This is a genomic window from Streptomyces aureus (assembly GCF_001418135.1).
Taxonomy (GTDB): Bacteria; Actinomycetota; Actinomycetes; order Streptomycetales; family Streptomycetaceae; genus Streptomyces; species Streptomyces aureus_A.
Map to the genome: position 1 here is coordinate 39,646 of NZ_LIPQ01000009.1, position 12,659 is coordinate 52,304.

Annotated in this window: 10 protein-coding genes; 3 read left to right on the plus strand and 7 right to left on the minus strand. The window is 72.6% G+C overall.

Annotation, left to right across the window (positions count from 1 at the left end; all coding sequences use genetic code 11):
- Positions 1–83 precede the first annotated feature (83 nt).
- Positions 84–1,241, plus strand: coding sequence for a PAC2 family protein (locus tag AOK00_RS00985; protein WP_079041773.1), 1,158 nt, complete (start codon positions 84–86; stop codon positions 1,239–1,241).
- A gap of 99 nt (positions 1,242–1,340) precedes the next feature.
- Here AOK00_RS00985 and AOK00_RS00990 read toward each other — a convergent pair whose 3' ends face one another.
- The 5 genes from AOK00_RS00990 to AOK00_RS01010 form a co-directional block, all read right to left on the minus strand.
- Positions 1,341–4,436, minus strand: a complete 3,096-nt coding sequence (locus AOK00_RS00990) for an NPCBM/NEW2 domain-containing protein (protein ID WP_055598423.1) — start codon at positions 4,434–4,436, stop codon at positions 1,341–1,343.
- A gap of 116 nt (positions 4,437–4,552) precedes the next feature.
- A complete protein-coding gene (gene mshC / locus AOK00_RS00995; RefSeq protein ID WP_055598424.1) occupies positions 4,553–5,782 on the minus strand; it encodes a cysteine--1-D-myo-inosityl 2-amino-2-deoxy-alpha-D-glucopyranoside ligase in 1,230 nt (409 codons plus the stop codon).
- Between the two features lie 159 nt (positions 5,783–5,941).
- Positions 5,942–6,781, minus strand: a complete 840-nt coding sequence (locus AOK00_RS01000) for an SCO1664 family protein (protein WP_173861482.1) — start codon at positions 6,779–6,781, stop codon at positions 5,942–5,944.
- Complete coding sequence (locus AOK00_RS01005) at positions 6,745–7,335, minus strand: DUF3090 domain-containing protein (protein ID WP_055598426.1); 591 nt, start codon at positions 7,333–7,335, stop codon at positions 6,745–6,747. Before AOK00_RS01005 ends, AOK00_RS01000 begins: the two co-directional genes overlap by 37 nt.
- A gap of 67 nt (positions 7,336–7,402) precedes the next feature.
- Complete coding sequence (locus AOK00_RS01010; protein WP_055598427.1) at positions 7,403–8,092, minus strand: histidine phosphatase family protein; 690 nt, start codon at positions 8,090–8,092, stop codon at positions 7,403–7,405.
- Positions 8,093–8,268: 176 nt separating this feature from the next.
- Here AOK00_RS01010 and AOK00_RS01015 point away from each other — a divergent pair, with 176 nt between their 5' ends.
- Positions 8,269–9,261, plus strand: a complete 993-nt coding sequence (locus AOK00_RS01015; protein ID WP_055598428.1) for a magnesium and cobalt transport protein CorA — start codon at positions 8,269–8,271, stop codon at positions 9,259–9,261.
- A gap of 46 nt (positions 9,262–9,307) precedes the next feature.
- On the opposite strand, the gene AOK00_RS01020 is transcribed toward AOK00_RS01015, so the two are convergent.
- Entirely contained in the window at positions 9,308–10,093 is a 786-nt protein-coding gene (locus AOK00_RS01020; RefSeq protein ID WP_055598429.1) for a hypothetical protein, read from the minus strand.
- 235 nt (positions 10,094–10,328) lie between these two features.
- Positions 10,329–11,378, minus strand: a complete 1,050-nt coding sequence (locus AOK00_RS01025) for an LLM class F420-dependent oxidoreductase (protein WP_055598430.1) — start codon at positions 11,376–11,378, stop codon at positions 10,329–10,331.
- 130 nt (positions 11,379–11,508) lie between these two features.
- On the opposite strand from AOK00_RS01025, the gene AOK00_RS01030 reads away from it, so the two are divergent.
- Complete coding sequence (locus AOK00_RS01030; protein WP_030315935.1) at positions 11,509–12,486, plus strand: aldo/keto reductase; 978 nt, start codon at positions 11,509–11,511, stop codon at positions 12,484–12,486.
- Positions 12,487–12,659 lie beyond the last annotated feature (173 nt).

Here is a 12,659-nt window from a genome sequence, read left to right on the forward strand (position 1 = left end):
GGGATGTCCGGGGGCTGCGGACGGACCTGGAGAAAGCCGTAAGGTTGGTCCGTACGACAGGAACTTCGAAAAGGAGGCGCTGGGTGATCGAGCTCGAGGGGGTACCCGAGCTGATCGACCCGGTCATGGTGGCCGCGTTCGAAGGCTGGAACGACGCCGGCGACGCCGCCTCCACCGCGGTCGCCCATCTGGACCGGGAATGGAAGGGCGAGGTGTTCGCGGCGCTCGACGCCGAGGACTACTACGACTTCCAGGTCAACCGGCCCACGGTCTTCCTGGACAACGGCGTCAGGAAGATCACCTGGCCGACGACCCGGCTCTCCGTGGTCCGGGTCGGCGGCGACAAACCCCGTGACCTGGTGCTCGTGCGCGGGATCGAGCCGTCGATGCGCTGGCGCTCCTTCTGCAACGAGATCCTCGCCTTCGCCCACGAGCTGGGCGTGGAGATGGTCGTGATCCTGGGCGCGCTGCTCGGGGACACCCCGCACACCCGGCCGGTCCCGGTCAGCGGCGTGACCTCGGACCCGGACCTGGCGCGCACGATGGACCTGGAGGAGACCCGGTACGAGGGCCCGACGGGCATCGTGGGCATCCTCCAGGAGGCGTGCACCCACGCGGGCGTGCCCGCGGTGAGCCTGTGGGCCGCGGTGCCGCACTACGTGTCGCAGCCGCCGAACCCGAAGGCGACCCTGGCACTCCTCAACCGGCTCGAGGACCTGGTGGGGCTGCGCATCCCGCTGGGCGAGCTGCCCGAGGACGCGCGGGCCTGGCAGGTGGGCGTGGACCAGCTGGCCGCCGAGGACAGCGAGGTCGCCGAGTACGTGCAGACCCTTGAGGAGGCCCGGGACACGGCGGAGCTGCCGGAGGCCTCGGGCGAGGCGATCGCCCGCGAGTTCGAGCGGTATCTGCGGCGGCGTGAGCCGGGCTCGGGTCCTGGCGGTCCCGGTGTGGCGATGGAGGGCGGCGACGCTCCGTTCCTCCGGGACACCGGGAGCGGCCGTACGCGCCCTCCGAAGCCGGAGCAGCCGGGACCGGAGGCGGTCCCTGGTGCGGAGGCGGCCGAGGGGGCCGATGTGGCGGAGGAGCCGGACGCTCCCGAGGCGCCGCAGGGGCCCGCCGACGGTTCACCGGGCAGGGGCAGGGACACGGGCAAGGACACGGCCCCTGATCCGAGCACGGACACCGCCGCGGACGGCGACGCCGGCACGGACACCGGCACGGACGGCGAGTCCGACAAGTAGCCGCCTCCGCCGGGGAGTCGTGACGGAACGGGAGGGGAGCCCGAGGGCGCCCCTCCCGTCGTCGCGTCGGGCGCGGATCAGATCAGATCAGATCACGCGTCAGGCGCAGCCGAACCGGGCCGCCGCCCAGTCCCCGTGGTCGCCGCTCTTCGACCCGTTGGTGTCCGTGATCCTCAGCCGGACGTGCCGCGCCCCGGTCACGTCGACGTTCACGGGCAGGGTCGCGGAGGCGCCGGTGAGCCGGGGTGAGGTCCACAGGACCTTGCCGTCGGCCTCGACGGAGAAGGCCACGTCGCCGTATCCGTTGATCTCGTCGTCGATGCCGACGTCGGCGGTGAAGGTGGTGCAGCGGCCGCCGAGGTAGACCTCGATGTCGGAGTCGGCGTGGGCGCCGATGCCCTTCTCGTAGGTCGTGCCCGCCAGGGTGAGGGTCCGGCCGTCGGCGGCGCCGGACTCGCCGTTGGAGCGGTCGCGTTCGGGCGGTCCCCAGCCGTTGCTGGAGCGCAGCCAGACGAGGTCGCTCGCCCAGGCGTCGCCGGTGGGCGGCGGGGGCATCACGCCGACCGCGAACCGCTGGGTGGCGGTGCGGTCGGTGCCCGCGGCGCTGTGCCGGGCGGTGGCGGTGAGGGTGGCCTCGCCGGGCTTCGCGTCCGGCGCTGGGGTGACGGTGACCTCGACCCGGCGGGTGGTTCCGGCCGGGACGCGGCCGATCGGCGCGGCCGGGGTGACCTGCCAGCCGGCCGGGGCGGCCAGGGAGACCCGTACGTCGGTGGCGTCGCGGGTGCCGGCGGTGACGTCCACGGCGACGGTGCCGGGCACTCCGGCGCCGAGCTCCTGCGCCGTGGGGACGGCGAGGGTGGCGGAGGCGCCCGGTACCGCGCCGCCGACCGCGCTGGTGTCGCTCAGCCGCAGCTCGAAGTCGCGGGCGGTGGAGAGGGCGGCCGTCTTGACCCGGACCACTCCCCCGCGCTCGTCGCGGTCGTACCACCAGCCCTGGGAGGCCGCGTCGAAGGCGGCGCGGGAGGTGAGGGCGGGCAGCTTGCGCCCGTCGAGGCGGACGGCGCCGGGGGCGTCACCGGTGTGGACGGTGAAGGCGTACGGCCGGGCGGTCGGCTTTCCGGTGTAGGTGCCCTTGCTCGCGCCGATGCGGACGGTGACGTCGCCGGCGCCGTGCTGCGGGGCGCGGACCTCGGCGCGCTGGGTGGCGTACCGGCCGGTGCGGTGTTCGCGGGTGACGCCGTCGTCCTCGTACAGCTCGAAGGAGGAGTCGCCCTTCGGGTAGATGTCCCAGGCGATCGGGTCGCCGGGGGCGCGGTCCGTGTACGAGCGGATGTCGCCGGGCCACATGGGGACGGTCGCCCCGGCCCGTACGAACAGGGGCAGGGTGTCGAGCGGGGCGCTGTAGTCGTCGACGGTGACGGGGCCTTCGTAGGTGCGGCCGCTCCAGTAGTCGATCCAGGTGCCCTTGGGGAGGTAGATGCCGTCGCGCTCCACGGCGTCCTGGTAGACGGGGGCGACCAGGAAGTCCTCGCCGCTGAGGAACTCGTACTTGGCGGCGTCGGTGGCGGCCCTGGGGTCGTCCGGGTATTCCAGGGCGAGCGGCCGGGCGAGGCCGACGCCGGTCTTCGTGGCCTGGTGGGCGTGGCTGTAGATGTACGGGAGCAGGGCCTCGTGGAGCTTGAGGGAGGCGCGGTTGATGCTGGTGTAGGGCTCGCCGTAGCGGAACGGCTGCTTGTCGGCGGCGGCCCAGCCGTCCATCGTCATGGTGACCGGGAGGAAGGTCTTCCACTGCAGGTCGCGGGTGTAGGTCTTGGCGCTGCCGCCGAAGATGCCGTCGACGTCACCGGTGGTGTACGCGAGTCCCGACATGGACGCGCCCGCGTAGGTGGGGATCTGCCAGCGGATGTACTCCCAGCTGCCGGACTGGTCGCCGGACCACTGGACGCCGCAGCGCTGGGCGCCGGACCAGCTCTCGGGCGCCCAGGTGAAGCCGCGGGCGTCGCTGTGGGCCTCGATGCCGGCGTGGGCGTCCTTGCAGCCGTCGAGGGCGAACTTGTAGCCCTCGCCGACCCAGGCGACGTCGAGCTTGGCGACCCGCTGGCCGGCCTTGACCTGCTCTTCGAGCTTGTCGATGCCGTCCTCGGTCCAGAGGCCGAGCTTCATGCCGCGCTCGCCGAGTCCCGCGGAGGCCTCGGCGAGGTTCTCGTAGCCGCAGCCGTAGCCGTCGTTGACGAGCATCCAGCCGTTGGGCATGTCGTTCTCGACGTAGCCGTCGGCGACCTTCAGGGCGTCGAGGGTGCGGCGCTCGCCCCGGTTGGCGTTGTGGAGGTAGCAGTCGGCGTCGCCGATCTCCAGGCCGTACACGGGTGGCAGGAAGGGCTTGCCGGTGAGCCGGGTGTACTGGCCGATGACGTCCTTGGCGGCGTCGCCGCCGGTGCCGGCGAAGTAGTAGGCGTCGAAGCGCCGTTCCGCGGCGGTGGTGGTGACGGGTTCGGTGAAGGCGTAGGTGTTCGGCGCGTAGGTGTTGCGGTAGACGCCGTATCCGGCGGAGGAGAGGTAGAACGGGACGGAGTTGGGGTGGCCGCCGTCGTTCCAGTTGTAGTCGACGCCGACCTCGACGGTCTTGCCGCGGTGGGAGGTGTTGCCGCGGCCGTTCTGCATGCCGGCGCCGTAGAACTGCTCGGTGGCACCGCGGGCGAGGGTCTGGGTGGTGCGGTCGGCGGTCCAGCTGATGCCGCGGGACTCGCTCCAGAGCGGGGTGCCGTCGGCGCGCAGGGCGGCGAAGCGGAGCGGTGACTTGTAGGCGCGCAGGGTCACCGCGGCGCTGCTCAGTTCGTAGCGGTCGCCCAGGTCGCGCCAGCGGGTGGCCGGGGGCGGGCCCTGGGGCAGCGTGATGTCGCTGCCGGTGGGGTCGGTGAACGTGCCGTCGGGGGCGAGTTCGATGCGGAAGGTGTCGGCGGTGACGAAGCTGACCCTGGCCTGGGCCTGGCCGGCGGTCAGCCGGTAGACGGACCCGGCGGCGGCGAACCCGGTGAGGTCGCCGACCGTGGTGTCGGGCTCCTGTGCCGTGGTGCCGGCCTTGTCGGCGCTGTCGGTGGGGAGGGCGGACGCGGTGGTGCCGGGTCCCGCGAAGGCCGCGAGGAGCCCGAGGACGGCTCCGGCGAGTGCAACTTTCATGCGCGATGATGATTGCATGGAGCTTATTTAGCGCAGGAACGGGCATTGCCGCCAGGACAAAACGGAACCGCCCCCGGACTTCGGCGAGAAGTCCAAGGGCGGTTGCCTGAATGGGAGTTGCGCGGTACTGCTCGTTACAGGGCCACACCGAGCAGTGCGTCGACGGCGCGGGAGACGAGACCGGGAGCGGAGTCGTCGGTGCCGCCCCCGGCCGTCTGGAGGACGGCCCAGCGGTCGACGGCGGCGAGCGCGGTGGGGGTGTCGAGATCGTCGGACAGGGCCTCGCGGAGCTCCTCGACGAGCGCGTCGGCGGACGGGCCGTCGGGGCGCGACACGGCGGCGCGCCACCGGCCGAGACGCTCCACGGCGTCCTGGAGGACCTGGTCGGTCCACTCCCAGTCGTCGCGGTAGCGGTGGGAGAGCAGCGCGAGCCGGATCGCGGCCGGGTCGACGCCGTCGCGGCGGAGCTTCGAGACGAAGACCAGGTTGCCCCGGGACTTGGACATCTTCTCGCCGTCGAGGGCGACCATGCCGGCGTGGACGTACGCCTTCGCCATGGGGAACTCGCCGGTGAGGGTCTGGGCGTGGGAGGCGCCCATCTCGTGGTGCGGGAAGATCAGGTCGGAGCCGCCGCCCTGCACGTCGAAGCCCATGCCGAGGTGGTCGAGGGCGATGGCGACGCACTCGATGTGCCAGCCGGGGCGGCCGGGGCCGAGGCTCGCGCCGTCCCAGCTCGGCTCGCCCTCACGGGCGGCCATCCAGAGCATGGGGTCGAGCGGGTTCTTCTTGCCCGGACGGTCCGGGTCCCCGCCGCGCTCGGCGGAGAGGTGACGCATCAGCTCGGTGGTGTAGTTCGAGACCTGCCCGAAGTGCGGGTCGGCGTCGACGGAGAAGTAGATGTCCCCTTCGAGCTCGTAGGCGGCTCCGGAGTCCCGGAGGCGCTCGACGAGCGGGACGATGCCGGGTATGGCCTCGACGGCGCCGATGTAGTGCTGCGGGGGCAGCATCCGCAGGGCGGTCATGTCCTCGCGGAAGAGGGCGGTCTCCCGCTCGGCGAGGCCGACCCAGTCGATGCCGTCGCGGATCGCGCGCTCCAGGAGCGGGTCGTCCACGTCCGTGACGTTCTGGACGTAGTGCACCTGCCGCTTGGTGTCGAGCCACACGCGCTGAACGAGGTCGAACGCGTTGTAGGTCGCCGCGTGACCCATGTGGGTCGCGTCGTACGGCGTGATGCCGCAGACGTAGATACGGGCGACGGGGCCGGGGGCGAGGGTCACTCGTCCACCGGTCGCGGTGTCGTGGATCCGGAGGTCGCGGCCCTTGCCGGGAAGGGCGGGGACCTCAGAAGCGGGCCAGGCATGCATGACCCGAGCGTAACCGGACAGGTGTTCCGGATACGAACCGGATCCGGGATCTTGACCTATTAGGCGCTCTTGCGGGTCGGAGGCCTGCGTGCATACCCCCCAGGGGTGCACGGCCCCGGGAAGGCCGTCCCCGGGGATGGCCGAAACCTTTCGGTCCCGTCAGACGGGCGGCCAGGGGATCGCCGGCCACTGTCCCGAGGGCTCCGGGTGCCGTCCCGTGGTCCGCAGCGCCTCCACGCGGGCGCGTACGGCCGTCACCTCGGCATCCGTGAGCAGTTCCGCCAGACGGGCGGCGAGCGGCGCTCCCGGGGCCAGGGAGCGACCGAGGCCGTCGAGCACCCCGGCGGCCTCCGCGGGCAGCTCCTCGCCCGCCCAGCCCCACAGGAGGGTGCGCAGTTTGTCGTCGACGTGGAAGGTGACCCCGTGGTCGATGCCGTAGAGGTGTCCGCCGGACGCGGGCAGCAGGTGTCCGCCCTTCCGGTCGCCGTTGTTGATGACGGCGTCAAGGACGGCGAGCCGCCGCAGGTCGGGGGTGTCCGCGTGGACGAGGAGCGCGGTGCGGTCCTCGGCGACCTGGGCGGGACCGACGGCCTTCCAGCCCTCGCCCGCCTCGTCGTCCTCGGTCAGGGCGAGCAGACGTGCCCCGGGATCGGCCTCGATCCACAGCTGCACCATGCCCTCCCCGTACGGACCGTCGCGGAGCACGGTCGGCGGGACCAGGCCCCAGCCGGTGGCCTCGGAGATCTCGTACGCGGCGACCTCGCGCTGGGCGAGCGTGCCGTCGGGGAAGTCCCACAGCGGCTGCTCCCCCGCGACCGGCTTGTAGACGCAGGCCGCTTCCCGCCCCTCGTACGCGACGGAGCAGTAGAGCACGGCGTTGGAGGCCTCGCGGACCTGGCCACGCACGGTCAGCTCGCCGTGGGCGAGCAGCTCGGCGTCGGGCGGCGTCGGGGGGCTGCTGCTCATGCTCCGCGGCGGTATCCGTTCTGGCGCGGGCAGACGTGGCCCTCGGGGTCGAGCGGCAGGCTGCAGAGCGGGCAGGGCGGACGGCCGGCGTTGACCACGTCCAGGGCCCGCTTCGCGAAGGCGCGGGCCTGGGCGCCGCTCAGGCGGACCCGGAGCATCGGCGGGCCGTTCTCCTCGTCCTGGAGCAGCCGCTCCTCGGCCTCGGCGAGGTCCTCCTCGGACTCCACGTCGAGTTCGACGAGCGCCTGCGCCTCGACGATCATGCGCTGCTCCTCGCCGTCCCAGGCGAGCGCCATGGTCCCGACCCGGAACTCCTCCTCGACGGGTACGTCGAGGGGGGCGGTGTCGGCCACCTCGACGGGCGCGACGGCGGGGACCGGGGCGTTGCCCCCGGTGCGGCGGACGACCTCGTCGAGGAGTTCGTCCATGCGCTCGGCGAGCGCGGCGACCTGTGTCTTCTCCAGGGCGACGCTGGTGACCCGGCCGGCGGCGGACGCCTGGAGGAAGAACGTACGGCGGCCAGGCAGCCCGACCGTACCGGCCACGAAACGCTCCGGTGGGTCGTAGAGGAACACCTGACGGGACACGTTTCCCGGCTCCTTGCGTCTCGACAGTCGTACTACAGCGGCGCGTCCACCCTACTGCGCGAGGGGATCACGGTGCGCCCGCACCGCCCCCGACCTCAGCGGTCCCGCTGCTGTCGGGGTGCTCGCGCGGGGCGAGGCCGGCGAAGTCCCCGGTGTCGCCGAGCCGGACGAGGAAGGGACGCAGACGCGTGTAGCGGATGACGGTGACCGAGCACGGGTCGACGTGGACGCGCTGGAAGAGGTCGAGGTGGAGGCCGAGCGCGTCCGCCACGACCGACTTGACGATGTCGCCGTGCGAGCACATGACGTAGGCGGCGTCCTCGCCGTACTCGGCCTCGATCCGCGCGTTCCAGTCGTGCACGGCGTCGACGGCGCGGGCCTGCATCGCGCGCATGGACTCGCCGCCGGGGAAGGCCGCGGCGGAGGCGTGCGCCTGCACGACCTCCATCAGGGGTTCGTCGTTGAGCTCGGCCAGCTTCCGGCCGGACCAGTCGCCGTAGTCGCACTCGTTGATCCGGTCCTCGACGTGCAGCGGGAGGTCCGGGCGGGCGTCGAGGAGGGGCCGTACGGTCTCCCGGCAGCGCTGGAGGGGGCTGGAGACGACGGCGGCGAGCGGGACGTCCGCCAGCCGCCCGGGGAGCGCGGCGGCCTGCGCGGCGCCCCGCTCGTCGAGGGAGATCCCGGGGGTGCGCCCGGCGAGGACCCCGGAGGTGTTGGCGGTGGAGCGTCCGTGCCGGACGAGGATCAGCGTGGCCATGGCGGCCAGCCTAGGCCCTGTCGTCGAACTCCCGTCGTCGCCCGAGGGGCGGGGACGACGGGAGTCCGACAGCAGGGCCTTGGGCGGTGCCCGGAGGTGCCCGACGGGTCCGGGCTCCCGGGGCCGGCGGCCTCCGGGCGGATGCACGCGTGCGTCGCGAGGCCGTTCGATGGAGAATACGGCGCGTGATCGTGGACTCAGCCATCTACCGGGACGGGCGCCGTACGGACGGCCCCGCCGACCTCTCCGACGCGCTCGACGAGGCGCGGGCCGCCGGGGACGCCTTTCTGTGGGTGGGGCTCCACGAACCCACGGAGGCGGAATTCGACCACGTCGCCTCGGAGTTCGCGCTGCACCCGCTGGCCGTCGAGGACGCCCTGAAGGCCCACCAGCGCCCCAAGCTGGAGGTCTACGACGACTCGCTGTTCGCGGTGCTCAAGCCGGTCGACTACGAGCCGGAGAGCGACCGGGTCTCCTCGGGCGAGCTCATGCTGTTCGTGGGCGACTCCTTCGTGGTGACCGTCCGGCACGGCGAGGGCTCTCCGCTCGCGCAGGTGCGCCGACGGCTCGAAGCCGACCCCGAGGTCCTGCGGCACGGCCCGACGGCGGTGCTGTACGCGGTGAGCGACGCGGTCGTGGACCACTACCTCGATGTGGCGGGCGAGCTCCAGGTGGACCTCGAGGAGCTGGAGGCGGACGTCTTCGCGCCCACCGGCGGCAATCCCGCGAACACGGCGGCGCGGATCTACACGGCGAAGCGGCAGGTCCTGGAGTTCCGCCGGGCCAGCGGTCCGCTCGCCGGGCCGATGTCCCGGCTCACGGGCGGTTCGGTGCCCTTCGTGAACGAGAGGTCGCAGCCCTTCTTCCGGGATGTCAACGACCATCTGCTGCGCGCCAACGAGCAGGTGGAGGGGCTCGACCGGCTGCTGTCCGACGTGCTGTCGGCCCACCTCGCGCAGATGGGGGTGCGGCAGAACGACGACATGCGGAAGATCTCGGCGTGGGCGGCCATGGCGGCCGTCCCCACGATGGTCGCGGGCATCTACGGCATGAACTTCGACCACATGCCGGAGCTGCGCTGGGTGGCCTCGTACCCGGTGGTGCTCGTGGCGATGGCGGGCATCGTCCTCACCCTCTACCGGATGTTCAAGCGGCGCGGCTGGATGTGAGCCGCCGGCCCGCCCCCCCGCGGCCCGGCGGTCGCCCCGGAGCGGGTCAGAACGCCGGGGCGGGGGTCGCGGGCCCGCCGAGGGCGTCGAGTCGCTCGGGCATCTTCAGGCCGATCATCCGGTGCCAGCCCGCGGCGCGCTCGTACGCGTACATCCCGCGGATGCCGAGGGCGAGGGCGGCGGCCTTGGGCTTGGGCCAGCGCAGGATCCGCCCCATGTGCCCCATCACCGCGAGGCTGACGTCGCGGTAGACCTGGATCTCGACGAGGGCGGACTCGCGCAGGGTCCGCTGGATGAGCCGGCCGTGTCCGGCGCGCGCGAGGCGCAGCAGTTCCTCGTGGCAGTAGGCGAGGTGGTTCGCCTCGTCGTTGTCGATCATGTGGATGGCCTTGCCGAGTTCGGGATGGTTCCCGAAGTACGTGACCAGCATGTCCATCTGGTCGGCGGCCCGCTGCTCGGTGACCCGGCTGTGGGCCAGGTAGACGATGACGTCCTGCTCGCTCAGCGGCTCGTCGCGGCGCAGCTTGTCGTGCGCGAGGCCGATGCCGCGCTGTTCGAGCAGCATCGTGTAGTCGGTGTCGGGCGGCACCGGGACGGGTTCGAGGCCGCGCTTGCGCATCAGCGCGTTGAAGATCCGGCCGTGCTTGTCCTCGTCGGCGCCGTGCCGGGTGATCTTGGGCGTGAGATCCCTCATCCCGGGGGCGACGAGCGCCGCGATCCGGGCGTTCTCCCACCCGCCCTGGGTCTCGCCGCTCGCCGCTATCGAGCAGAAGAGCGCGAAGGACTCGTCGTTGTCGATGATTTCCTGGAACAGGCCCTTGGCCGTGAGCATCGCCGCCACCTCCGTGCGCATGTCCGCACTCCGTCCGGCCCCCGGGACAACGAGTCAAATGCGGTACGCGGCGAGGGGCAACAGGAGGACCGGGCGGCTCGGCCGAAAGAGTGAGTCCCGAGGGCGTAACCGAGGGCCCCGCGAAGCCGTTGTGCAGCGTGACGGCCGTGGCGGGGAAGACCCCCGAGCCCCCACCACGGCCGCAGAACCTCCTCCCGACGGCGCCCCCTCCGGGTCACGCCAGTCCGGCTCGCTCCATCGCCTCGACGCCCGCCCGCAGCGCCGCCACCCGCTCGTCCAGGGTGAAGCCGGCCGGGGCGAGGGTCAGGGTGGTGACGCCGGCCTCCGCGTAGGCCGTCATCCGCTCGGCGATCCGCTCGACGGAGCCGAGCAGCGAGGTCTGGTCGATCAGACTCCGCGGTACGGCCGCGGCGGCACCCGCCTTGTCGCCAGCCAGGTACTTGTCCTGGATCTCGGCGGCCTCCTTCTCGTAGCCCATGCGCCGCGCGAGCTGGTTGTAGAAGTTCTGCTTGCGGCTGCCCATGCCTCCGACGTACAGCGCGGTGTACGGGCGGAACACGTCGGCGAGGGCGTCGACGTCGTCCCCCAGGGCGAGCGGCACGGTGGGACAGACGTCGAAGCCGTCCATCGTCAGCCCGGCCTTCTCGCGGCCCGCGCGGATGTGCCGGAGCGCGGTCTCCTCCAGGTGGGCGGCGGAGGGGAAGATCAGCAGGGCGCCGTCGGCGATCTCGCCGGTCTGCTCCAGGTTCCTGGGGCCGATCGCGGCGATGTAGAGCGGGATGTGCTCGCGCTCCGGGTGCACGGTGAGCTTGATCGGCTTGCCGGGGCCGCCGGGGAGCGGCAGGGTCCAGTGCTCGCCCTCGTAGCTGAGGCGCTCCCGGGTCATCGCCTTGCGGACGATCTCGACGTACTCGCGGGTCCGGGCCAGCGGCTTGTCGAACTTCACGCCGTACCAGCCCTCGGAGACCTGCGGGCCGGAGACGCCGAGGCCGAGGCGGAAGCGGCCGCCGGTGAGGGAGTCGAGGGTGGCGGCGGTCATGGCCGTCATCGCGGGCTGCCGGGCAGGGATCTGCATGATCGCGGAGCCGACGTCGATCCGCTCCGTCTTCGCCGCGACCCAGGCGAGCACGGTGGGCGCGTCGGAGCCGTAGGCCTCGGCGGCCCAGCAGACGTCGTAGCCGAGGCGGTCCGCCTCCTGGGCGACGGCGAGGTTGTCGCCGTCCATGCCCGCGCCCCAGTAGCCGAGGTTGATGCCGAGCCGCATGTCCACGCACCCCTTACCCATCGGTAACGTTCTTGTGGGCGGGACTCTAGCGCGGGGTCGGGGCATCCGTCAGGACGCGGTTGTCCACAGGCTCTCTCCGCGTGGTGCCCTGGCCAGTAATCTCGCGCCCATGGAGCAGAGGCATCTCGGACGTACCGGCCTGCGTGTGTCGCGCATCGGACTCGGCACCCTCACCTGGGGACGGGACACCGACGAGCACGACGCCGCCGAGCAGTTGAAGTCGTTCTGGGACGCGGGCGGCACGCTCGTGGACACCGCCGACGTGTACGGCGGGGGCGAGGCGGAGTATCTGCTCGGCCGTCTCATGGAGCGGCTGGTGCCCCGGCAGGACCTGGTCCTTTCGACCAAGGCGGGCAGTGTGCCGGACCCCGACCGGCGTACGGACGGCTCGCGCGGGCATCTGCTCGCCGCGCTCGACGCCTCCCTCGCCCGGCTCGGCACGGACCACGTGGACCTGTGGCAGTTGCACGCCTTCGACCCGTACACGCCGCTCGAGGAGTCGCTGCAGGCGCTCGACATCGCGGTGCGCAGCGGGCGCGCGCGGTACGCGGGCGTGGCGAACTTCTGCGGTTGGCAGCTCGCCAAGGCGGGGACCTGGCAGCTCGGCGGGGACCGGACCCGGCTCGCGGGGGCGCAGCTGGAGTACTCGCTGCTCCAGCGGGGCGTGGAACGCGAGGTGCTGCCGGCGGCGCAGGACCTGGGGATAGGCCTGCTGCCCTCCTCCCCGCTGGGGCGCGGGGTCCTGACCGGCAAGTACCGGGGCGGGACCCCGTCCGACTCGCGCGGCGCCTCGGAGACGATGGCCCCGTTCGTGGAGCCGTACCTGGACGATGCCGCGAGCAGGATCGTGGACGCGGTCACGACGGCCGCCGACGGCCTCGCCACGACCCCGCTGCACGTGGCGCTCGCCTGGGTCCGGGACCGGCCCGGGGTGACCGCGCCGATCGTCGGCGCGCGCACGGCGCGCCAGCTCACGGCCGCGTTGTCGGTGGAGACCCTTAGTCTTCCTGACGAGATCTGTCGGGCGCTGGACGATGTGTCGGCGCCCGTGCACCGCTATCCGGATCACGACTGGAGCACCTTGTGACCGAGCCTTCCGGGGAGACCGCGCCCGAGGCACCCGAGGACGTGGCACCCACCGAGGACGTCCGGGAGGACGTACGGCAGGGAGCCGCCGAGCCGGAGGAGCCGGGGACGGCCGAGGAGTCGGCACCGGCCGAGGAGCCGGGGACGGCCGAGGAGTCGGCACCGGCCGAGGAG

Coding starts and splice junctions, on each gene's coding strand:
- mshC (WP_055598424.1), bottom strand. CDS start 5,782: ATGCATGCCTGGCCCGCTTCTGAGGTCCCCGCCCTTCCCGGCAAGGGC.
- AOK00_RS01010 (WP_055598427.1), bottom strand. CDS start 8,092: ATGGCCACGCTGATCCTCGTCCGGCACGGACGCTCCACCGCCAACACC.
- AOK00_RS00990 (WP_055598423.1), bottom strand. CDS start 4,436: ATGCAATCATCATCGCGCATGAAAGTTGCACTCGCCGGAGCCGTCCTC.
- AOK00_RS01020 (WP_055598429.1), bottom strand. CDS start 10,093: ATGCTCACGGCCAAGGGCCTGTTCCAGGAAATCATCGACAACGACGAG.
- AOK00_RS01030 (WP_030315935.1), top strand. CDS start 11,509: ATGGAGCAGAGGCATCTCGGACGTACCGGCCTGCGTGTGTCGCGCATC.
- AOK00_RS01025 (WP_055598430.1), bottom strand. CDS start 11,378: ATGCGGCTCGGCATCAACCTCGGCTACTGGGGCGCGGGCATGGACGGC.